This is a genomic window from Actinomycetospora sp., assembly GCF_036497585.1.
In the GTDB taxonomy this organism is placed as follows: Bacteria; Actinomycetota; Actinomycetes; order Mycobacteriales; family Pseudonocardiaceae; genus Actinomycetospora.
Genome location: NZ_DASXJD010000057.1, coordinates 1 through 21,564, shown reverse-complemented (window position 1 = coordinate 21,564; position 21,564 = coordinate 1). Strand labels below are relative to the sequence as shown.

General features: G+C 72.6%; 20 protein-coding genes. 14 read left to right on the top strand and 6 right to left on the bottom strand.

Going from position 1 to position 21,564, the window contains the following annotated elements:
• The 3 genes from VGH76_RS05510 to VGH76_RS05500 form a co-directional block, all read right to left on the bottom strand.
• A partial coding sequence (locus VGH76_RS05510) for an acyl-CoA dehydrogenase family protein (protein ID WP_331555609.1) occupies positions 1-472 on the bottom strand: 472 nt, incomplete at its 3' end.
• A gap of 17 nt (positions 473-489) precedes the next feature.
• Positions 490-1,203 (bottom strand): SDR family NAD(P)-dependent oxidoreductase, encoded by a 714-nt coding sequence (locus VGH76_RS05505; RefSeq protein ID WP_331555608.1) that lies wholly within the window; start codon positions 1,201-1,203, stop codon positions 490-492.
• 96 nt (positions 1,204-1,299) lie between these two features.
• Positions 1,300-2,250 (bottom strand): helix-turn-helix domain-containing protein, encoded by a 951-nt coding sequence (locus tag VGH76_RS05500; protein ID WP_331555607.1) that lies wholly within the window; start codon positions 2,248-2,250, stop codon positions 1,300-1,302.
• Positions 2,251-2,564: 314 nt separating this feature from the next.
• Here VGH76_RS05500 and VGH76_RS05495 point away from each other — a divergent pair, with 314 nt between their 5' ends.
• From VGH76_RS05495 to VGH76_RS05460, 8 genes are all read left to right on the top strand, one after another.
• Positions 2,565-3,755 (top strand): 2-hydroxyacyl-CoA dehydratase family protein, encoded by a 1,191-nt coding sequence (locus tag VGH76_RS05495; RefSeq protein ID WP_331555606.1) that lies wholly within the window; start codon positions 2,565-2,567, stop codon positions 3,753-3,755.
• On the top strand, positions 3,752-5,089 hold the full coding sequence (locus VGH76_RS05490) for a 2-hydroxyacyl-CoA dehydratase family protein (protein WP_331555605.1): 1,338 nt from the start codon (positions 3,752-3,754) through the stop codon (positions 5,087-5,089). The genes VGH76_RS05495 and VGH76_RS05490 overlap by 4 nt, the downstream gene beginning before the upstream one ends.
• Complete coding sequence (locus VGH76_RS05485; protein WP_331555604.1) at positions 5,086-5,967, top strand: acyl-CoA dehydratase activase; 882 nt, start codon at positions 5,086-5,088, stop codon at positions 5,965-5,967. Before VGH76_RS05490 ends, VGH76_RS05485 begins: the two co-directional genes overlap by 4 nt.
• Positions 5,964-6,728, top strand: a complete 765-nt coding sequence (locus VGH76_RS05480) for an SDR family oxidoreductase (RefSeq protein WP_331555603.1) — start codon at positions 5,964-5,966, stop codon at positions 6,726-6,728. The genes VGH76_RS05485 and VGH76_RS05480 overlap by 4 nt, the downstream gene beginning before the upstream one ends.
• Positions 6,725-7,339, top strand: coding sequence for a TetR/AcrR family transcriptional regulator (locus VGH76_RS05475; protein WP_331555602.1), 615 nt, complete (start codon positions 6,725-6,727; stop codon positions 7,337-7,339). Before VGH76_RS05480 ends, VGH76_RS05475 begins: the two co-directional genes overlap by 4 nt.
• 16 nt (positions 7,340-7,355) lie before the next feature.
• Positions 7,356-9,008 (top strand): AMP-binding protein, encoded by a 1,653-nt coding sequence (locus VGH76_RS05470; RefSeq protein WP_331555601.1) that lies wholly within the window; start codon positions 7,356-7,358, stop codon positions 9,006-9,008.
• 33 nt (positions 9,009-9,041) lie between these two features.
• Positions 9,042-10,088 carry an LLM class flavin-dependent oxidoreductase gene (locus VGH76_RS05465; RefSeq protein ID WP_331555600.1) on the top strand — a complete coding sequence of 349 codons (1,047 nt, stop codon included), beginning with the start codon at positions 9,042-9,044 and terminating at the stop codon, positions 10,086-10,088.
• Positions 10,089-10,207: 119 nt separating this feature from the next.
• Complete coding sequence (locus VGH76_RS05460; protein ID WP_414637675.1) at positions 10,208-11,224, top strand: LacI family DNA-binding transcriptional regulator; 1,017 nt, start codon at positions 10,208-10,210, stop codon at positions 11,222-11,224.
• Between the two features lie 64 nt (positions 11,225-11,288).
• Here the strand turns inward: VGH76_RS05460 and VGH76_RS05455 are convergent, their stop codons facing one another.
• On the bottom strand, positions 11,289-12,605 hold the full coding sequence (locus VGH76_RS05455) for an MFS transporter (RefSeq protein WP_331555599.1): 1,317 nt from the start codon (positions 12,603-12,605) through the stop codon (positions 11,289-11,291).
• Positions 12,606-12,848: 243 nt separating this feature from the next.
• On the opposite strand from VGH76_RS05455, the gene rhaI reads away from it, so the two are divergent.
• From rhaI to VGH76_RS05440, 3 genes are read left to right on the top strand one after another with little or no spacing between them, the layout of a single operon-like run.
• The gene (gene rhaI, locus VGH76_RS05450; RefSeq protein WP_331555598.1) at positions 12,849-14,024 is read left to right on the top strand and encodes an L-rhamnose isomerase; all 1,176 of its coding nucleotides are present in this window, start codon (positions 12,849-12,851) and stop codon (positions 14,022-14,024) included.
• Between the two features lie 44 nt (positions 14,025-14,068).
• Positions 14,069-16,117, top strand: a complete 2,049-nt coding sequence (locus tag VGH76_RS05445) for a bifunctional aldolase/short-chain dehydrogenase (protein ID WP_331555597.1) — start codon at positions 14,069-14,071, stop codon at positions 16,115-16,117.
• Positions 16,114-17,571: a rhamnulokinase family protein gene (locus tag VGH76_RS05440; RefSeq protein ID WP_331555596.1), complete on the top strand. Its 1,458-nt coding sequence runs from the start codon at positions 16,114-16,116 to the stop codon at positions 17,569-17,571. The genes VGH76_RS05445 and VGH76_RS05440 overlap by 4 nt, the downstream gene beginning before the upstream one ends.
• Positions 17,572-17,603: 32 nt before the next feature.
• Here VGH76_RS05440 and VGH76_RS05435 read toward each other — a convergent pair whose 3' ends face one another.
• Positions 17,604-17,846 (bottom strand): hypothetical protein, encoded by a 243-nt coding sequence (locus VGH76_RS05435; protein WP_331555595.1) that lies wholly within the window; start codon positions 17,844-17,846, stop codon positions 17,604-17,606.
• A gap of 16 nt (positions 17,847-17,862) precedes the next feature.
• Here VGH76_RS05435 and VGH76_RS05430 point away from each other — a divergent pair, with 16 nt between their 5' ends.
• From VGH76_RS05430 to VGH76_RS05420, 3 genes are all read left to right on the top strand, one after another.
• Positions 17,863-18,738 (top strand): LLM class F420-dependent oxidoreductase, encoded by an 876-nt coding sequence (locus tag VGH76_RS05430; RefSeq protein ID WP_331555594.1) that lies wholly within the window; start codon positions 17,863-17,865, stop codon positions 18,736-18,738.
• Positions 18,739-18,802: 64 nt separating this feature from the next.
• Positions 18,803-20,062, top strand: coding sequence for an amidohydrolase (locus VGH76_RS05425; RefSeq protein ID WP_331555593.1), 1,260 nt, complete (start codon positions 18,803-18,805; stop codon positions 20,060-20,062).
• 16 nt (positions 20,063-20,078) lie between these two features.
• The gene (locus tag VGH76_RS05420) at positions 20,079-20,753 is read left to right on the top strand and encodes a trimeric intracellular cation channel family protein (protein WP_331555592.1); all 675 of its coding nucleotides are present in this window, start codon (positions 20,079-20,081) and stop codon (positions 20,751-20,753) included.
• A gap of 199 nt (positions 20,754-20,952) precedes the next feature.
• Here VGH76_RS05420 and VGH76_RS05415 read toward each other — a convergent pair.
• Positions 20,953-21,564 (bottom strand): GAF and ANTAR domain-containing protein (locus VGH76_RS05415; RefSeq protein WP_331555591.1); only part of this gene is annotated, 612 nt, incomplete at its 5' end.

Below are 21,564 nucleotides of genomic sequence, written 5' to 3'. Positions count from 1 at the left end.
CCGAGGATGCCGAGCCGGCGACCGAGCTCGGCACGGCCCTGCTCGACTCCGACGACGAGGCCCCCGCCGCCGCCGACGAGGCGCCCGAGGTCGAGGCCAGCGTCGCGACCGAGGCACCCGCCGAGGTCGAGGAGCCCGTCGCCGAGGTGGTCGAGGAAGAGCCTGCGGCCGAGGTGGTCGAAGACGAGCCCGTCGCCGACGTCGCCGAGGAGGTTCGCGCTCGTTCCTCGGCCAGCACCGCGGTCGTCGAGGCGCCCGTCCCGTCCCCGCCGAGTGCCTGTGGGACGAGGCGGCGCAGGAAGCCGGCGTCGACCATCTGCCGGTAGAAGGGGCGGGTGGCGCGGTAGCGCTCGGTCGGTGTGGGGAGCGGGTCGGTGACCTCGCGGACGTGGGCGAGGACGTCCCCGGCGAACTCGCGGGCCTGGGCGCGGAGGGTCTGCCGCTCCGTGCGGCGGGTGTCTGTCCGGGTCACGGCGCGAGCCCCTGTCCTCAGTGGCCCGCGCTCTGGCCGCCGTCGACGTGCAGGGTCTCGCCCGTCACGAAGGCAGCGGTCTCGAGGTAGAGGACGGCGTGCACGATCTCGTCGATCTCGCCCATGCGGCCCAGGGGGTGGAGCCCGGCGTAGGCCTCGTACGCCTCGACGGGGTGCATGGGGGTCTTGATGATCCCCGGGGACACCGCGTTGACCCGCACGCCCGAACCGGCGCACTCGACGGCCAGGGACCGGGTCGCCGCGTCGAGGCCGCCCTTGGTCAGGGAGGCGAGCACGGAGGGGACCGCGCTGAGCGGGTGGTCGACGAGCGAGGTGGTGACGGTGACGACGTGGCCGGCACCCTGCTCGAGCATCGTCGCGACCACTCGGCGGGTGATGCCGAAGAACCCCGCGAGGTTGAGGCCGACCATCGCCGCGAAGTCGTCGTCGGTGTAGGCGGTGAACGGCTTGGCGAGGAACATCCCGGCGTTGTTGACCAGCGTGTCGATGCGCCCGACCCGCGCGAGCGCCGCGTCGACCACGCGGCCGGCGGTCTCCGGGTCGGCGAGGTCCCCGGGGACGGTGTGCACCTGCGGGTCGTCGGACGGCGCGATGGAGCGCGAGGTGGCGACCACGGCGTAGCCGTGCTTGCGGTACCCCTCGACGACACCGGCTCCGATGCCGCGTGACGCGCCGGTGACGACGGCGACCTTCTGGGCGGTCGTGGTCATGAGCTCTCCTCGGGTGGACAGGCGGACGGACGGGACCGCGCGTGGGCGGTCTCCGGGTGTTCGAACCGGTGGGCCCGGTCGTGCCTGGTGCGCGGGCTACTCGGCCAGCAGCAGCGGGCCGCCGGGCTCCCGGCGGCCCGACCGGCGGATCTCGTTCGCGGTCATGCCGAACTCCGCCTTCAGCGCCCGGCTCAGGTGTTCGGTGTCGGTGATGCCCCACCGGGCGGCGATCGCCGCGGCGGTGCGTCCGTGGAGCGACTCGTCGACGAGGTCACGACGGATCCGCTCCAGGCGTTGCCGGCGGATCCAGGCGGAGAGGGTGCTGCCCGTCGGGGCGAGCACCTTGTGCAGGTAGCGCACGGAGACGCCGTGGGCCCGCGCGACCGACTCCACGGTGAGCCCCGGGTCGGCCAGGGACGCCAGGCAGTGGGCGAGCACCCGGTCCGCGAGGTCGTCGCCCGCGCCCTGCGGTGCGATGTCGACCAGCTCGGCGATGACGAGCGAGACGATCGCGTCCGCGAGGTGCTCCTTGCTGCGGCTCGCGGCGCCCAGGGTGCAGCCGTCGACCTTGGCGGCGAGTCCCTCGAACAGTGCGCCGACGACGTCGCGGGGCCCGCAGTCGGTGCCGAGCGCGACGGCCGTGCGCCCGGTCAGCGTGTCCGCGTGCGAGCCCAGGGCCGCGATCGGGACCGTGACGACGACGGCCTCGTACGGCTCCCAGAACGTCACCTCGTACGGCCGCGACGTGACGTAGTTGACCAGGTCGCCCGGGCCGAGCAGGCAGTGCCGCCCGTCCTGCGCGACCCCGGCCCGCCCGGTGCGGTGGAGCATGACCGTCAGGAACGCGGGGTCGTCCGGGCCGATGAGGTCCGCGGCGCGGGTGAGCACGCACGGGCTGCCACTGACCACGGAGACCCGCACCTCACCCGCCACCGCGCTCCGCAGCGAGCTGTGGAAGGTCCCGTCGACCAGCGGACGGACCCGGACCGGGGCGATCGACGGGGCGAGGAGCGCGGCGAACCCGTCGCCGTCGCCGGCCTCGGCCACGGCGACCAGGCGACGGGCCGACGGCGCGGGGGCCTACGGAGCCTGTGAGCTCACCCGCCACCTCCTGGTCCGGCGACCCGATCACGCGGTCGGGCCGGTGCCGTGACTGTAGGAGGGTTCGCGCACCTCCGGCCGCCACCGAGTGCACCGGCAGAGGCCAGATCGTGCACACGCCGCCCGGCGTCGAGGCCGGCAGCGACCCGTAGATCGGGCTTCCCGAGCCCCAGCTGAGTACGACTCAATGGGGGCTTGTGGTGCTGAGTGTGACTCAGTTAGCGTGGCCGCCAGCACCGCACCGCATGGAAGGGCAGCCCATGACGACAGCCGGCGCATCCGCGCAGGCCGCGATCGCCGCACTGACCGCAGCCGCGGACGATCCGGATGCGTACGTGGCGGAGTGGAAGCAGCGAACCGGGAGGAAGGCGTTCGGGGTCTTCCCCATGAACTTCCCCGCGGAGATCGTGCACGCCGGCGGCGCGCTGCCGGTGCTGCTGCAGGAGAACCGCGAGCCGGACAGCCTGGGGCGCAACCTCCTCGCCGAGTTCTACTGCGGCTACACCCGCAACATCGCCGACCAGGCGGCCAAGGGCACCCTGGCCGGCTACGACGGCTTCTTCCTGGCCGACCACTGCACCCAGCTGCTGGGCGCGGTGGACGTGGTCCGGTCCGAGGTGCCCGACACGCCGGTGTACTTCGGCCAGCTGCCCACGTCGTTGACCGACAGCTGGACCCCCGAGCGGGCCCGGCTGATGATGCGGTCCTTCGTCGATGAGATGGAACGCCTGCGCGGCGAGCCGGTCACCGACGCCGAGCTGGCGCACTCGATCGCGGTGTTCAACGAGAACCGCCGGCTGCTGCGCGAGCTGTTCGCGGCCCGGCGGGCCGGCAACGCCGCCCTGTCGTCGTCGCAGGTGCAGGCCCTGGTCAAGTCCAGCATGGTGATGGACAAGCAGGTGCACAGCGTGCTGCTGCGCGAGGTGATCGACGGGCTCGCCCAGGTCCCGCGCGACGGGCGCATCCGGCTGCACCTGTCGGGCCACCTGTGCCACGCGCCCCGACCGGAGCTGCTCGCCACCATCGAGGAGTGCGGCGCGCTCGTCGTCGACGACGACCTGTTCACCGGGCGCCGGTACATCGCCACCGACGTCGACGAGCAGGGCGATCCGGTCGCGGCGCTGGCCCAGCGGTACCTGGATCGCGACGCGACCCTGCCGTGTCCGACGCGCGTCAAGCACGAGAGCGACTGGGAGGACGAGCTCGTCCGCGCCGTCGAGTCCTCGGGCGCCGAGGGTGTGATCGTGCTGATGGTGCGGTTCTGCGAGCCGCACATGCTCTATTACCCCGAGCTGCGCAAGCGTCTCAACGAGCGCGGCATCCCGCACCTGCTGCTCGAGACGGAGCACGAGGGGCTGCCGGTGGAGACCGTGCAGACCCGCGTCGAGGCGCTCCTCGAGCGCATCCGCCGCACCAGCGCCACGCACCGCACCCTGGAGGTGACCCGATGACCGCTGCCGCCACCGACAAGCTCAGCCGCCTCGCGATCAACAAGGCCGGCGGGACGATGGTCGCCGACTACTGGGAGGACGTCTTCCTCGCCCGCGAACGGGGCCAGAAGGTCGTCTGGTACAACGGCTCGGCCCTCAACCCGATCTTCCAGGCCGCGGGCATGGCGTGGTGCCACGGCGAGGCGTTCTCCGCCCGGTTGGCCGCCCAGCACCTGGAGGGCCCGGCCCAGCTCGCCGGGTCCGAGTACGGCTACGTCGGGGAGCTGTGCTCCTACGCCCGCACGCACCTCGGGTGCGCGGTGCTGAGCCAGAAGCGCTCGGCCGGGTCGGGCAACGGCCCCGGGATGGTGGGGCTGCCGGAGCAGGAGGAGCTCGCGAGTCGGCTGCCCACCCCGGACGTCTTCGTCAACGCCTACGCCGGCTGCAGCACCGGCCAGCAGTGGGACGACATCTCCTTCCGCGTGTTCGGCAAGGACGTCCCCATCTTCAACGTCTCGATGCCGTTCCTGTGGAGCAACCGGCCCGGCGAGGGCTACATGGTCGGCGAGGAGTGGGAGACGTCGTCGCGCTACGTCGCCGACCAGCTGCGCGAGCTGATCCCGTTCCTCGAGTCGATCACCGGACGGCCGTTCGACTGGGACGCCTACCGGCAGAACATGGCCTACATCAAGAAGGCGTCCGAGCTCCGGCAGGAAGCCATGAAGCTCTGCCGCCACCTGCCGGCACCCGCGACCTTCTGGGACTGGATCGGCAACGTCGCGCACATCAACTTCCTGCCCGCGAACCAGCAGTTGGTGGACTTCTACACCGCCGTGCTCGCGGAGGTGAAGCAGCGGGTGGCCGACGGCGAGGGCTCGGTCACGAGCGAGCGGTACCGGGTGTACTTCGACGGCTTCATGAACTGGAACCACCTGGGCCTGCTGTCGCGCAAGTTCGCCTCGCACGACGTCGCGGTGGTGGCCGGGCGCTACACCCACCACGCGTTCTGGCAGGAACCGCAGCTCATCGACCCCGACGGCGACCCGCTGCTGGGGCAGGCCCAGAACAACCTGCTGTGCCCGATGAACCACTCGACGAGGACGATCCAGGACCTGGTCCTGCGCGACAGCGAGTTCTACGGCGTGGACGGCATCGTGTTCCACTCGACGCGCACCTGCCGGGCGTTCACCAACCCGCAGCGCATCATCGCGAAGGCGGCCCACGAGAAGGCCGGGCTGGCGACGATGTTCTTCGAGGGCGACATCGCCGACGCGTCCTTCTACAAGGACGAGATCCTCGAGAGCCGGCTGGCCGCCATGCTCGAGGGGATCGACGTGCGCCGGGCCCGGGCATGAGCGCGCACTTCCTGGGGGTCGACCTCGGGTCGACGACGGCCAAGGTCGTCGTCCTGAATGCTGACGGCGGCATCGAGGCCGCCGAGGTCGTCCAGATGGGCGCCGTCAGCCGCACCGGGTGTGCCCGGGCGATGGAGGCGGCGCTGAACGCCGCCGGTCTCGGACAGGGCGACGTCACGGCGTCGATCGCCACCGGCTACGGCCGCCGGCTGGTGCCCGACATCGACCGCACCTTCACCGAGATCACCTGCCACGGCCGCGGCGCGGCGGCGATGTGCCCGGGGACGCGACTGGTGGTCGACATCGGCGGCCAGGACAGCAAGGCCATCGCCGTCGACGACGACGGCATCGTGGCCGACTTCGCGATGAACGACCGGTGCGCCAGCGGAACCGGCCGGTTCTTCGAGGTGCTGGCCCGCGCCATCGAGTGCGGGATCGACGAGCTCGCCGACCTGGCGCTGCGGGGGGAGAAGGAGCTCGAGGTGTCCAGCATGTGCGCGACCTTCGCCGAGACCGAGCTGATCTCGATGCTCGCGCAGGGCGAGGAGCGCGAGGACATCGCCGCCTCCGTGCACCGCGCGGTGGCGACCCGCACCCTCGGTCTGGTCGCCCAGGTCGGGCGGCGCTCGCCCGTCGTCATGACCGGCGGTGTCGCACGCAACGCGGCCGCCGTGCACTTCCTCGCCGAGGCGTTCGGCGCCGAGATCACCGTCCCGGAATCCCCGCAGATCGTGGGCGCCTACGGGGCCGCGCTGCTGGCCCGTGAGGGCGCCGGGCCGGTCGCGCGGGGCGCGGGCGAGACCACGACGGACGCCCGCGAGCCCGCCCGCTCGTGCTCCACCTGCGATCTGCCGCTCACCATCGGAGGGTCCCGATGACCGAACGTGCCGTGCTCATCGTCGGCGGGACCTCCGGGGTCGGCCTGGCCACGGCGCACCGCCTGGCCGCCGAGGGCGACACCCGGATAGCGCTGATCGGGCGCAACGCCGAACGGGGCAAGGAGGCCTGCGCCGCGGTCCGCGCGGCCGCGCCGGCCTGCGACGTCCACTTCGTGGCCGGCGACGCGAACGACCCGGCCCAGGCCGTCGACGCGGCCACCACGGCCCGTGACCTGCTCGGCGGCGTCGACGTGCTCGTCAACTCGACGACCGCGTCCTACGTGCCCGGCCTGCTGCGCGACGTCCCGATCGAGGACATCGCCGGCATCCTCACCGGCCAGGCGCTGGGCCCGATGCACATGTGCCGGGCGGTGCTGCCCTGGCTCGCCGCGCAGGGTTCCGGGGCGATCGTCAACGTGGCGTCCGACGCGGCCAAGGTGCCGACCCCCGGCGAGGTCGTGATCGGCGCCGCGATGGCCGCCATCGTGACGTTCACCCGCACCCTGGCCGTCGAGGCCAAGCGGGACGGGATCCGGGTCAACGCGGTGACGCCGTCGCTGATCGAGGGCACGGCCACGGGCGACCGGGCGATGGCCGGCGGGTTCTCGAAGAAGCTCTTCGAGAAGGCCAGGACGCAGGCGCACCTGGGCCCGACCGAGGCCGACGACCTCGCGGCGCTCATCGCATTCCTCTGCGGCCCGGGCTCCGCGAAGATCACCGGCCAGGTGGTCAGCGTCAACGGCGGGATCTCGGTCGCATGACCCGCGCCCGGCTGCGCCCCGACGAGCGCATCGCGGAACTGGTCGCGGCCTCGCGGGTCCTGCTCGCCGAGGTCGGCTACGAGCGGTTCCTGCCGGCCGAGGTGGCCCGGCGCTGCGGGGTCTCCGAGGCCACCGTCTACCGCTACTTCCCGACGAAACGGGACCTCCTCGCCCAGGTGGCCGTGGCCTGGTTCGAGGAGATCCTGGTCGCGCTCGAGCCCGGCGTCACCAAGCACGAGAGCACCTACGAGCGGCTGCGCTACGTCGTGCGCTACGCGGTCGAGGTGGTGCGTCACGAACCGACACTCACGCGGTTCATCTTCAACGAGCTCCGTCCCGATCCGGAGTTCCGATCCACCGCGATCCACCAGCTGAACCGACGGTTCACCGGCGTGGTCAGCCAGGTCCTGCGCGACGCGGTGGCGCGTGACGACTTCCGCGACGACGTCACCGTCGAACTGCTGCGCGACATGATCTTCGGTGGGATCGAGCACCAGGCGTGGGCCTACCTCCGGGGCGAGGGCGACTTCCCGATCGACCGGACCACCGACGGCATCACGACGGTCATCTACCGCGGGATGGCGACCGACAGCGCTACCGAGCCGAGTTGACGAAGGAGTTCCTCGCATGCTCACCGAGTCCTACTGGCCTGCCGAGCCTGGCGAGGTCCGCGACATCACCGTGTGCGACACCATCCGGCACGCCGCCGCGACGGTGCCCGATCGGCTCGCACTCGTCGACTGCGTGGTCGACCCGGCGACCCGCCGGCAGTGGACCTACGCGCAGTTCCTCGCCGACGCGGAGCGGGTGGCCCGGGCGCTGCTCGCCCGGTACGAGCCGGGGGACCGCGTCGCGATCTGGGCTCCGAACAGCGCGGAGTGGATCATGCTCCAGCAGGGGGCCGCGCTGGCGCGCATGGTGCTGGTCGCGCTGAACCCCGCCTACCGGGGCCGTGAGGTCGAGTTCGTGCTCCGGCAGTCCGGCTCGGTCGCCCTGTTCTGCGTGGACTCCCACCGCGGCTTCGCGATGCGCGAGATGGTCGAGGACCTGCGCGAGGGCCTGCCGGAACTGCGTGACGTGTACTCGCTCTCCGGGTGGGACGCGTTCCTGGCGCAGGGGGATCCGGCGGCGGTGCTGCCGACCGTCGAGCCCACCGACCTGCTGCAGATCCAGTACACGTCCGGCACCACCGGATTCCCCAAGGGCGCGATGCTGCACCACAAGGGACTCGTCAACGAGGCCACGTTCGTCGCCGAACGTGCCGGGTTCGACGACGGCGACGTCTACATCAACGCCATGCCGATGTACCACATCGGCGGCGGCGCGGTGACGTCGTTCGGCGCGTGGGCCAAGCGGGGCACCTTCGTGATCCTGCCCGGCTTCGACCCCGGCCACGCGCTGGAGGCGTTCGAGGCCTACCGCGGCACCCACTCGTTGCTCGTGCCCACGATGCTCATCGCGATGCTGGACCACCCGGACCGTCCCGGGCGCGACCTGTCGGCCATGAAGACCGTCCTCAGCGGAGCGGCGGCGGTGCCGGCCTCGCTGGTACGGCGCAGCGGTCAGTTGCTCGGCTGTCAGTTCAGCATCCTGTTCGGCCAGACCGAGACCCACGGCGTCGTCAGCCAGACCCGGGTCACCGACGAGCCCGAGGACCAGGCGAACACCGTCGGCCAGCCGCTGCCGCAGCTGGAGGTCTCGCTCGTCGACCCGGCGACCGGGGAACGGGTGGCGATCGGCGAACAGGGCGAGATCTGCTGCCGCGGCTACCAGAACATGCTCGGCTACTACGGCATGCCCGACGACACGGCCGCCACCATCGACGACGACGGCTGGCTGCACATGGGCGACATCGGCACGATGGACGAGCGCGGCTACCTCGCGATCACCGGCCGGGTCAAGGACATGATCATCCGTGGGGGGATGAACCTCTACCCGGCCGAGATCGAGGGCGCCCTGACCGATCACCCGGCGATCGAGACCGCGGCGGTGATCGGGGTCCCGGACGAGCGGTGGGGCGAGCAGGTCGGCGCGATCCTGCGGGTGCGGGCCGGTCACGACCGGCCGTCGATCGACGAGCTCACGACCTTCCTGCGTGGGCAGATCGCGCCGCACAAGACCCCGGTGTTCTGGGCGTTCCGCGACGAGCTGCCGATGACGTCGAGCGGCAAGATCCAGAAGTTCGTGCTGCGCGAGCAGGTGGTGAAGGGGGTGCTGACGTTCGACGAGACCCGAGCATCAGTGTCCCCCGGTTCACCGGAGCGGGCCCTCGGAGTCTGACGGGCGGGCGTCGAGAGAGCGGAGAGCGCGACGATGCACGAGCACTACGGCCTCACCATCTTCACCGCGGGCCGCGGATCACGGCGCTTCCGGGCGGCGGCGGACCTGGCCCGCCGGGCCGAGGCCGCCGGGTTCGGTGCGGTGTGGACCGGCGAGCTGTACAACCGGTCGGCGACCGTGCCGATGGCGTTGCTGGGCGAGGCGACGGAACGGATCGCGATCGGCTCGGACATCGCCTACGGCGTCGGGCGCGCGCCGCTCATCTGGGCCGCCGAGGCCCGGGATCTCGACGAGCTGACCGACGGGCGGATCATCCTGGGGCTCGGCAACGGCACGGCCGGGATGATGGAGAACTGGCTCGGCACCAGCGGGGAGTCGCCGGCTGCGCGGATGGAGGAGCTGGTCACGCTCCTGCGCAAGCTGTGGCGCCTGCACGAGGGGCCGGTGCACCACGAGGGCCGTTTCTATCGGCTTCACCTGGTGCCGACGGCCGGCACTCCCGCTCCCGTCCGCGAGCACCTGCCGATCTGGACGGCGGGCGTGGGGCCGCGCATGGTCCGGGCCGCCGGCCGGGTCGCCGACGGGATCGTCTGTCACCCCATGACGACCCCCGCCTACCTCGACGAGGTCATCCGGCCCGGGCTCGCGCTCGGCGCCGAGGACGCCGGGCGGAGCCTCGAGGGGTTCGTGGTCAAGGGCATGCGCATGGCGGCCGTCGACGACGACGAGGAGCGGGCGCGGGAGCGCCTGGCGTTCGCGATCGGGCAGTACGCCGCCTCACGCGTCTACGACCGGTTGTTCGCGATGCACGGGTGGGACGGGGCCCAGCAGCGGATCCGCGCCGCTGCCAAGGCCGGTGACGCGTCGGCGGCGGCGAGGGCCGTCCCCGACGAGGCGATCGACGCCATCGGTGTCGCCTGCCGGCCCGCCGACGTGCCCGCCCGTGTCGCGGCACACGCGCCCGCGTTCGACCACCTGAACCTCTGCAGCCCGCCGTGGGGCCAGCAGCCCGAGGAGATGGAGGACGCGACGGAGCAGATCCTCGCGGCGATGACCCCCGCCGCGCAGCCGGTGGCGTGACGGAGGGCCGTTCGCCGTGGAGCTGTCCCGGGAATCGACGGCGCGAGGCTCGTCGAACACGTCATCTCCCGGTGCGCGCACCTCGGGCAGGCATGATGGAGGCCGTGAGCGGCCCGAGCATGAAGGACGTCGCGGCCCGAGCCGGGGTGTCCCTCGGGACGGTCTCCAACGTGCTCAACCGCCCCGAGCGGGTCAGCCCGGCGACGCGCGGACGGGTCGAGGCGGCGATCGGAGCGCTGGGGTTCGTCCGCAACGAGTCGGCTCGGCAGTTGCGTTCGGGACGGAGCCGCACGATCGCCTTCGTCGTGCTGGACGCCGGGAACCCGTTCTTCACCGACGTCGCCGCAGGGGTCCAGGGCTCGGCGGACGCAGCAGGGCTCGCGACCTATCTCTGCGACTGCGGCGCCGACCCCGGGCGGCAGGCGCGCTACCTCGAGCTCCTCGCCGAGCAGCGCGTGCAGGGAGTGCTCGTCACCCCGGTCGACGCGTCCGACCCGCGCCTCGAGCAGCTGCCCCGGTGGGGGACCCCGGTGGTGGTGGTCGACCGGGCTGCGGGCCCGACGCACTGCTCGGTCACCGTCGACGACGTGGCCGGGGGCGCACTGGCGGCCGACCATCTCCTCGAGCTAGGCCACGAGCGGATCGCCGTGGTGGGAGGGCCCACCGCGCTCGGCCAGGTCGCCGACCGGATCGCCGGTGCCCGCAGCGCCCTGGAGCGTTCCGGGCGGGACCCGGCGGACCTCGTGGTGATCGAGACGACGGGGCTCACGGTGGCCGAGGGTCGCCGTGCGGGGGAGCGGTTGGCGGGTCTGCCGGCCGGCCGCCGCCCGACCGGGGTGTTCTGCGCCAACGACCTGCTCGCCCTGGGGCTCTTGCAGCGCAGCGTGCACTGGGGGCTGCGGGTGCCCGACGACCTCGCGATCGTCGGTTACGACGACATCGAGTTCGCCGAGGCGGCGGCGGTGCCCCTGACCTCGGTGGCCCAGCCCAGCGCGCTCCTCGGCCGCACCGCGGTGGACCTGCTGCTCGACGAGGTGGCCGCCGACCCGGAGCACGAGCACCGCCACGTCGTCTTCACCCCGGAGCTCGTCGTGCGCTCCTCGACCCTGCTGCCCGGGCGGAGCGCGTCCGCGTGACCGGTCGGGGACGCACGACGGCCCGGTCCCACCGTCGGCGGGACCGGGCCGTGGGCCCCGAGGCTCAGGACGCGGCCGGGACCGCCGACGGTCGGACAGCGCGTTCGGACTCGATCTGCTCGAGGGACTTCCCGGTGGTGTCGGGCATCGCGAGGTAGCCGACGATGCCGCTGATCAGCAGGAAGAGCGTCAGCAACAGGGCCACCGGGACGATGCCGATCGCCGACAGCAGCGGGACCACGAGGCTGAACACGCCGAGGACCAGCCGGGCGACGCCGAAGGTGACGCCCTGGGCGGTGCCGCGCAGCATCGTCGGGAACAGCTCCTGGCTGGTGACCTTGTAGGTCGCCTCCCCGGCCACCGCGCTGCCGATGTAGAAGAGCAGGACGCTGGCGATGACGCTCGGGACCGTGAAGTCGACGACCAGGTAGAGCCCGTACGAGCAGATCTGCATGACCGCGCCCAGGGCGAAGAGGCCCTTGCGGACGCCGTGGCTGCGGTCGTAGAAGGGCATGAAGAGGGCCAGGGTGCCGACGATGCCGGCGGCGAACCCGAGGCAGGACAGGGCGACGCCGGCCGCGTTCGAGCCCGCACCGATGGTCTTGACCATGTAGGGGGTGAAGATCCCGGCGGTGCCCGCCGCCAGGTTCCAGAACGTGTAGAAGGTGCCGGTGTAGAGCAGCGCCTTGAGGTGCTTGCCGCGGAAGAGGGCGCCGACGCGCTGGGCGGCGCTGCCGGGGAGCTCGCTGGCCGAGCGCCAGCGCGCCGACTCGGCGATCCCGCGACGCAGCGCCCAGGTGACGATCGCGACGAGGAAGAGACTCGCGAACACCAGGCGGGTGCCCAGCACCCCGAGCGGGTTCAGGGCCAGTGCGAGCAGCAGCACCACGACCGGGCCGACGTACCAGGCGACCTGGGTGAAGCCGAGGAGCCGCGCTCGTCCCCGGTCCGGCGCGAATTCGCCGACCAGGGCCAACGAGGTCGGCACGTCCGCGCCGACCGCCAGGCCGACGATGACGGTGCCGGCGAAGAGCATCGCCGGGTGCACGGCGAGGGCGATGAGCGCGATGCCCAGCGCGTAGACGAGCAGGTCCCACTGGTAGATGCGCTTGCGGCCGAGCTTGTCGCCCAGGCGTCCGCCGAAGAACGCCCCGACGGCGCAGCCGATCGCGTTGGGGCCGATCGCGGCCAGGATGCCGACACCGGTGGTCGAGAGCCCGAACTCCGTCTGGAACACGGTCAGCCCCGAAGCCAGGGCGACGATGGACCCGGCGTCGAGGTAGGAGGCCATGCCGGCCAGCCCCGCCCAGCGCCAGTGCTGCCTGCTGATGGTGCCGTCGTCCCCGGTGGGACCGGTTCCCGTCTCCGGTGTCACGGACATCCGGGTTCTCCTCGTCGTCGTCGACCAGCGAGCGGTCGGAGATTTGAAACGTATCAACAAAGAACGTAGGAACCGCGTTGTTCAGATCACAACCGCCGCGACGAAGTTGATCGTGCTGAACCGCTCAAGCCTGGTGACGTGCTGTGACGCCGTTGACCGGGCCGGGAGCCGGCTCTACCGTTCGAAATGAAACGATCCAACGACGTCGTGCTCATCGGCGTCGCGTGTGCAGGGAGCCCACCGATGACCGACGCGATCGACCGAACCGCCGTCCGCCGGGACCTGGCCGCGCAGAGCATCGACACCCCGTCGTGGGCCTACGGGAACTCCGGCACCCGCTTCAAGGTGTTCGCCCAGGCCGGGGTTCCGCGCGACCCCTGGGAGAAGATCGCCGACGCCGCGGTCGTGCACCGCCTCACCGGCGCGGCGCCGACGGTCTCCCTGCACATCCCGTGGGACCGCGTGGACGACTACGCCGAGCTCGCCAAGTACGCCGCCGAACAGGGCGTCGGCATCGGCGCGATCAACGCCAACGTGTTCCAGGACGACGACTACAAGTTCGGCTCGGTGACCAACCCGGACCCCGCGGTCCGGCGCAAGGCCACCGACGCCCTGCTCGCCTGTGTCGACGTCATGGACGCCACCGGCAGCCGCGATCTCAAGCTCTGGTTCGCCGACGGCACCAACTACCCCGGCCAGGACTCGATGCGCGCCCGCCAGGACCGTCTCGCTGAGGCCCTCCGCGAGGTGTACGGCCGCCTCGGCGCCGACCAACGGATCCTGCTCGAGTACAAGCTCTTCGAACCGGCCTTCTACCACACCGACGTGCCCGACTGGGGCACGTCGTACGCGCACTGCCTCGAGCTCGGCCCGAAGGCGACGATCTGCATCGACACCGGCCACCACGCACCCGGCACCAACATCGAGTTCATCGTCGCGTTCCTCGTCCGGGCCGGACGGCTCGGCGCCTTCGACTTCAACTCGCGCTTCTACGCCGACGACGACCTCATGGTCGGCGCCGCCGATCCGTTCCAGCTCTTCCGGATCATGAACGAGATCGTCGAGGCCGGCGTCCACACCCCCGAGTCGGGCATCGCCTACATGCTCGACCAGTGCCACAACATCGAGGCCAAGATCCCGGCGATCATCCGCTCGGTGATGAACGTGCAGGAGGCCACGGCCAAGGCACTCCTGCTCGACCGTGACGCGCTGACCGCGGCCCGCGCCGCCGGTGACGTCCTCGGCGCCCACGAGGTCCTCATGGACGCCTACGCCACCGACGTGCGCCCCCTGCTGCGCGACGTCCGCGCCGAGCAGGGCCTCGACCCCGACCCCCTCGGCGCCTACCGCCGCTCCGGCCACCAGGAGCGCATCGAGTCCGAGCGCGTCGGCGGCACCCAGGCCGGCTGGGGCGCCTGAGCACTCACACCGCCCCCACCTCGACCTCCGGAGCACACCGACCGATGACCACCCCCGCACCTGTCCGCGACCTCCTCGCCCGCAGCAACCGCCTGGGCGCCGACCCGACGACCACCAACTACGCCGGCGGCAACACCTCCGCGACCGGCACCGCCACCGACCCCGCCACCGGCGGCGACGTCGAGCTGCTCTGGGTCAAGGGATCCGGCGGCGACCTCGGCACCCTCACCGAGGCCGGACTCGCGGTACTGCGCCTCGACCGCCTGCGCGCGCTGGCCGACGTCTATCCCGGGGTCGAGCGCGAGGACGAGATGGTCGCCGCCTTCGACTACTGCCTGCACGGGCGCGGCGGCGCCGCCCCCTCGATCGACACCGCCATGCACGGGCTGGTCGACGCGACCCACGTCGACCACCTGCACCCCGACGCCGGCATCGCCGTGGCCACCGCCGCCGACGGCGAGGCCCTCACCAAGGAGATCTTCGGCGACCGCGTCGTGTGGGTGCCCTGGCGCCGGCCCGGCTTCCAGCTGGGGCTCGACATCGCCGCGGTCGCGCGGGAGAACCCGCAGGCCATCGGCGTCGTCCTCGGGGGCCACGGCATCACCGCCTGGGGTGCGACCTCCGAGGAGTGCGAGCAGCGCTCCCTGGAGATCATCCGCACCGCGCAGCAGTTCATCGACGCCCGTGGCGGCACCGACCCCGCGATGGCGTTCGGGACCGTGCGGCCCGGCTTCGAGGCCCTCCCCGAGGCCGACCGGCACGCCCGCGCCGCCGCGCTCGCCCCGGTGCTGCGCGGGCTCGCGTCCACCGACCGCCGCGTCGTCGGGCACTACACCGACAGCGACACCGTCCTGGAGTTCCTCGCGCGCGAGGAGCTCGAGCGGCTCGCCGCCCTCGGCACCTCGTGCCCCGACCACTTCCTGCGGACCAAGGTCCGGCCGATGGTCCTCGACCTCCCCGCGGACGCCCCGATCGACGACGTCGTCGCGCGGCTCGGGGAGCTCCACGAGGCCTACCGCGAGGACTACCGCGCCTACTACGCCCGGCACGCCGACGCCGGCTCGTCGCCGATGCGCGGCGCCGACCCCGCGATCGTGCTCGTCCCCGGCGTGGGCATGTTCTCCTTCGGCGCCGACGCGAAGACCGCCCGCGTCGCCGGCGAGTTCTACGTCAATGCCGTCAACGTCATGCGCGGCGCCGAGACGATCTCGAGCTACGCCCCCATCGACGAGGCCGAGAAGTTCCGCATCGAGTACTGGGCGCTCGAGGAGGCCAAGCTCGCGCGGCTCCCGAAGCCGAAGCCACTCGCCGGGCGGATCGCGTTCGTGACCGGCGGGGGCTCGGGCATCGGGCGCGCCATCGCCCACCGCCTCGCCGCCGAGGGCGCCGCCGTCGTCGTGGCCGACCGCGACGGGGACGCGGCGGCCGGCGTCGCGTCGGAGATCGGCAGCGCCGACGTCGCCGTGCCCATCACCGTCGACGTCACCTCCGCCGACGCCGTCTCCGCCGCCGTCGACGCCGCGGCGCTGGCGTTCGGCGGGGTCGACCTCGTGGTCAACAATGCCGGGCTCTCCATCTCCAAGCCGCTGCTCGAGACCACCGATGCCGACTGGGACCTCCAGCACGACGTCATGGCCCGCGGCTCCTTCGTCGTCTCCCGGGCGGCGGCCCGCGTCATGACCGCGCAGGGCCTCGGCGGCGACATCGTCTACGTCGCCTCGAAGAACGGGGTGGTCGCGGGCCCGAACAACGTCGCCTACGGCGCCGCCAAGGCCGACCAGGCCCACCAGGTCCGCCTCCTCGCCGCCGAGCTGGGCGAGCACGGCATCCGCGTCAACGGCGTGAACCCCGACGGGGTCGTGCGCGGGTCGGGCATCTTCGCCGGCGGCTGGGGCGCCCGGCGTGCCGCGGTGTACGGCGTCGAGGAGTCCGAGCTCGGCGCGTTCTACGCCCAGCGCACGCTGCTCAAGCGCGAGGTGCTGCCCGAGAACGTCGCCGACGCCGTCTTCGTGCTCTGCTCGGACGACCTGTCCCACACCACCGGCCTGCACGTCCCGGTCGACGCCGGCGTCGCGGCCGCCTTCCTGCGATGAGTTCCGCGTCCGACGGCGTCACGGTCGCCGCCGTCGACCTCGGCGCCTCGTCCGGGCGGGTCGTCCGGGCACGGGTCGGCGGGGCGGGGGGTCTCGAGCTCACCGAGGTGCACCGCTTCGGCAACGGCCCCGTGCGTGTCCGCGACACCCTGCACTGGGACGTCGTCGGGCTCCACCGCGAGATCCTCGGCGGACTGCGCGAGGCGGGGGAGGTGGACGGCATCGGCGTCGACACCTGGGCCGTCGATTACGGCCTGCTCGACGCCGACGGGGCGCTGCTCGGCACGCCGGTCCACCACCGCGACGACCGCACCGTCGGCGTCGCGGAGCGCGTGCACCAGAACGTGCCCGCGGCCGAGCTGTACGCCCGTACCGGGCTGCAGGAGCTGCCGTTCACGACGATCTACCAGCTCGTGTCCGCGACCGGCAGCGTCCAGCTCGCCGCTGCCCGGCAGCTGCTCCTGGTGCCCGACCTGCTCGGCTACTGGCTCACCGGTGAACGCGGGGCCGAGCTGACCAACGCCTCCACCACCGGCCTGCTGGCCGCCGACGGGTCCGGGTGGGACGCCGACCTCGCGCGCCGCGTCGGCATCGACCCGTCGCTGCTCCCGCCGCTCCGGGCGCCGGGCGACCTGATCGGATCGGTGTCGGCCCCGGTCGCCGCGGAGACCGGTCTCGAGCCGACCACCCCCGTGCTCGCGGTCGGGTCCCACGACACGGCATCGGCGGTCGTCGGCGTCCCCGCGACCAGCGAGCGGTTCGCGTACGTCTCGTGCGGCACCTGGTCGCTGGTGGGGGTGGAGCTCGACGCGCCGGTGCTCACCGAGGCCTCGCGAGCCGCGAACTTCTCCAACGAGCGCGGCGTCGACGGGACCGTGCGCTACCTACGCAACGTCATGGGTCTGTGGCTGTTGCAGGAGTGCCTGCGCGCGTGGGGATCGCCGCCGCTCGATCCGCTGCTGACCGGAGCGGAGGCCTACGACGGCCCGGCGGTCGTGGTCGACGCCGCCGACGAGGCCTTCCTCGCGCCCGGCGACATGCCCGCTCGCATCGTCGAGGCGCTCGCCGCGCTCGGGCAGCCTGGACCCGAGAGCCGGGAGGGGATCGTGCGCTGCGTTCTCGACAGCCTCGCGCTCGCCCACCGGCGCACGATCCGCGAGGCGGCGGCGCTCTCGGGACGCACCGTCGACACCGTCCACGTGGTCGGCGGGGGCGCCCGCAACCGGCTGCTGTGCCGCCTGACCGCAGACGCCTGCGGCCTGCCGGTGGTCGCCGGACCGGTCGAGGCCACGGCGACCGGCAACGTGCTGGTGCAGGCCCGGGCCCTGGGCGCGCTGGACGGCGGCCTCGCCGACCTGCGGGCGTTCCTCGCGAAGCAGGTGGCCACCGAGACCTTCGAGCCGGCCGCCGGTGACGAGCGATGGGACGCCCTCGAGGCCGTGCTGCGTCGGTGATGGCCCCTGTTCGCCCCTCGTCGTCGAGCGGGTCAGGGAGCGCGGAACAACGGCCGCCGGTCGTCGTCGGAGGACGACTCGATGACCGCGTCGTAGGCGGCGTACAAGCCCTCGAAGCCCGACCGCAGCGTCTCGATCGGGAGGTCCGAGCCGAGCGGGCGGGAGCCGATCGACCGTGGGAGCCGTTCCCGCCATCGTCCGAGGGTATCGGTCGGAGCCTCCTTCGAGGCCCCTTCAAAGTCGCGATCCCGGTTGTCGCCGACGGTGCCCGTCACGTGGGACGGTCGGCGGATGCAGGTCGGTCTGCACGCCCTGGGCATCGGTGACGGCGCTCGCCGTCCTGTCATCGACGCGGTGGCCGGCGCGGCGGAGCGCTGCGGGTTCGCCACGCTGTGGTCCGGCGAGCACGTGGTCATGGTGGACCGCTCGTCGTCCCGCTATCCGTACTCGGCGGACGGGCAGATCGCGGTACCGCCGACCGCGGACTGGAACGACCCGATGATCGGTCTGAGCTTCGCCGCCGCGGCGAGTTCGACGATCGGCATCGCGACCGGGGTGCTGCTGCTGCCCGAACACAATCCGGTGCTGGTCGCCAAGCAGGCCGCCACGCTGGACGCGCTCTCCGGCGGCCGGCTGGCGCTCGGGGTGGGGATCGGCTGGTCGCGCGACGAGTTCGACGCGCTCGGGGTGCCGTTCGCACGGCGGGCGGCGCGCACCGCGGAGTACGTCGCGGCCATGCGCACGCTGTGGCGCGAGGACGTCGCGTCCTTCGACGGCGAGTTCGTGCGCTTCGACTCGGTGCGGGTCAATCCCAAGCCGGTTCGTGACCGGCAGATCCCGATCGTGCTGGGCGGCAACACCGACGCGGCGCTGCGCCGGGTCGCGGCCTGGGGCGATGGTTGGTACGGCTTCAACCTGGACGACGTCTCCCACGTCGCCGAACGCCTCGACTTCCTCGAGGCGCGATGCCGGGAGGCTGGGCGTGACGGTGCCCGACTGCGCCGTTGCGTCGCGCTGCGCCAGCCGCAGGCACGCGATGTCCCCGCCCTGGCCGACCTCGGCGTCGACGAGCTGGTGATCGTGGAGAGCCCGCCGGCCGATCCGCGGCTCGTGGCCGGGTGGGCCTCCGGACTGGCCGACCGCTTCCTCGAGGCGGCTGCGCCCTGAGGGACCGGAGCCGACCAATGCCAGGCGATCTCCCTGCAACACGCCACCGGACGAGGAGAGCTCCATGACGAACGGTGAGGCGGCGTCGCTGCTGCGCGGGCTCGACGGGATGAGGGAGCGGACGGAGGAGTTCTACACCGATCTGCACGCCCACCCCGAGCTGTCCATGCAGGAGCACCGGACGGCGGAGCGGGCCGCGGCCCGGCTCGGCGCGGCCGGGTTCGAGGTCACCAGCGGGGTCGGCACGACCGGCGTCGTCGGCGTGCTGCGCAACGGCGATGGCCCCACGGTCGCGCTCCGCGCCGACATGGACGCGCTGCCGGTTCGCGAAGCGTCCGGGGTGCCCTACGCCAGCACGGCCACGGCCACCGACGAGGACGGCCGCGAGACCCCCGTCGCCCACGCGTGCGGGCACGACATGCACGTCGCGTGGCTCGCCACGGCCGCCGACCTGCTGGCACGCAACACCGACGCCTGGTCGGGGACCGTCGTGGCGCTGTTCCAGCCGGGGGAGGAGATCGCCGCGGGCGCGCAGGCGATGGTCGACGACGGACTCGTCGACCGGTTCCCGACGCCGGACGTGGTGCTCGGACAGCACGTCATGCCGGCGCGGGCCGGCATGCTCGCCACTCGGCCGGGGACGATCACCTCGGCCTCCGACGTCTGGCGGGTGCGGCTGTTCGGTCGCGGTGCGCACGGCTCGATGCCCGAGGCAGCGGTCGACCCGGTCGTCCTGGCGGCGTCCACGGTGCTGCGGCTGCAGACCGTGGTCTCCCGGGAACTCGGCATGTCCGAGGCGGCGGTGCTCACCGTGGGGATGCTGCAGGCCGGCACCAAGGAGAACGTCATTCCCGACGAGGCACTGATCGGCCTCAACCTGCGCTGCTACGACCAGGACGTGCGCCGGCGCGCGCAGGACGCCGTGCGCCGCATCGTGACCGCCGAGGCCGAGGCCTCCGGGGCGCCGCGATCACCGGAGATCACCCCCGTGGAGACCTACGAGCTCACCGACAACGACCCGGTCGCGACCGAGCGCGTGACGACGGCCCTGCGATCCCACTTCGACGACGGGCAGGTCCAGTCGACCGGACCGAGCTCCGCCAGCGAGGACTTCGGCGTCCTGGGCCGCGCCTGGGGTGTCCCCTCGGTGTTCTGGTTCGTGGGCGGCGTCGATCCCGAGACCTACGACGACGCCGCACGCCGCGGCACCCTCTCCCAACTGCCGACCAACCACAGCCCGCAGTTCGCCCCCACGCTCGATCCGACCCTGCGCACGGGCGTGGAGACTCTGGTGACCGCGGCCGGCGCCTGGCTGGCGGGCTGATCGCGATTCCGCCGTCATGACCACGGCATCGGTCACCGGCCTGGTGCTCGACCTCGTCGGGACGTTCGCGTTCGCCCTCAACGGTGCGCTCACCGCGGTCCGCGCGGCGCGACTGGACATCGTCGGCGTCGTCACCCTCGGGATGATCACCGCGATCGGGGGCGGGGTGCTGCGGGACGTGCTGCTGGGCGCGCTGCCGCCGGCGACCTTCAACGACTGGCGCTACCTCGTCGTCGCCGCCGGCGGCGGGCTGATCGCCTTCGCGCTGAGCCGCCAGCTCGAACGGCTCGCCACCCCGATCAACGTGTTCGACGCCCTGGGGCTGAGCCTGTTCGCGGTCACGGGCGCGACGAAGGCCCTGGAGTTCGGGGCGGGGTTCGGCCAGGCCATCCTGCTCGGCGGCGTGACCGCCGTGGGCGGCGGCACGCTCCGGGACGTGCTGGTGCGCCGCGTCCCGACGGTGCTGAGCAGCGAGCTCTACGCGATCCCCGCGCTGCTCGGGGCCGGCGTCGTCGTCGCGGGCGCCCGCGTGGGCGTGAACATCCTGCTCGCCTCGCTCGTGGGTGCCGCGCTGTGTCTGGTCGTCCGGCTCCTCGGCCTCGGCTTCCGGCTCGACGCCCCCCACCCGCCGGGCAGGGGCGGAGCGGGCGGTTCGCCCGACGAGCCCGAGGACTCCGAGCGGGACCGATGAGCCCCCGGCCGCAGCGGCGAGGGGACCGTCGGACGACGGTGTCGCTGCGAAGCAGCCCGCGTCCCGCGCTCTGGGTGGGGTGGACGCTCCGCAGCTCGGAAAGGGGGATGGCCTCGGTCCCCTCACGGCAGCGTCGAGGACCTCGTTCGACAGAGCCCTGGCCGAGACCGTCAGCGATCAGGAACGACCGGGGTTTGGATCACTGCCTGGTCCGGTGGAGGACCTCGAGACCTGCCTCGCGGGTGACGAGCCGGCGCGCGAGGTCGGTGAGGGGTTGGTTCGTGGCGTGAGCGTGGTCGCGCAGCCGGACGAAGGCCTCGCCCATGTCCAGGGTTCCCACCTCGGCGAGGACGCCTTTGGCCTGTTCGATGGTGGCCCGACGGTTCAGGACGAGCTTGAGTCGAGGGGCTAGGGCCTGCTCGGCGGCCTCCTCGCGGTCCTGCAGGATCGTGATGGTGGCGGCATCGGCCAGGGCCTGGGCCACCTGCAGGTCAGCAGGGGGAAGCGCGCCGGGTGTCGCTCCGAAGAGGTTCAGTGCGCCGATCGTCTTGCCGCGCAGGCGCATCGGCACCGCGTGCACCGACCGGAACCCTCGTTCAGCGGCGAGCGCCGTGAACTGCGGCCACCGGTCGGAATCGGCGAGGTCGGGGGAGTTGACCGGCTGCCCGGAGCGGTAGCAGTCCAGGCACGGTCCTTCGTCGGTTTGGAGCTGGAAGAGCTCGACGAGGCGAACCGCTTCGCTGGAGGAGGCGACGAGTTGCAGGGTGCCCGCCGGGTCGGAGATCAGCAGGCCGGCGGCGTCGGTCGGGAA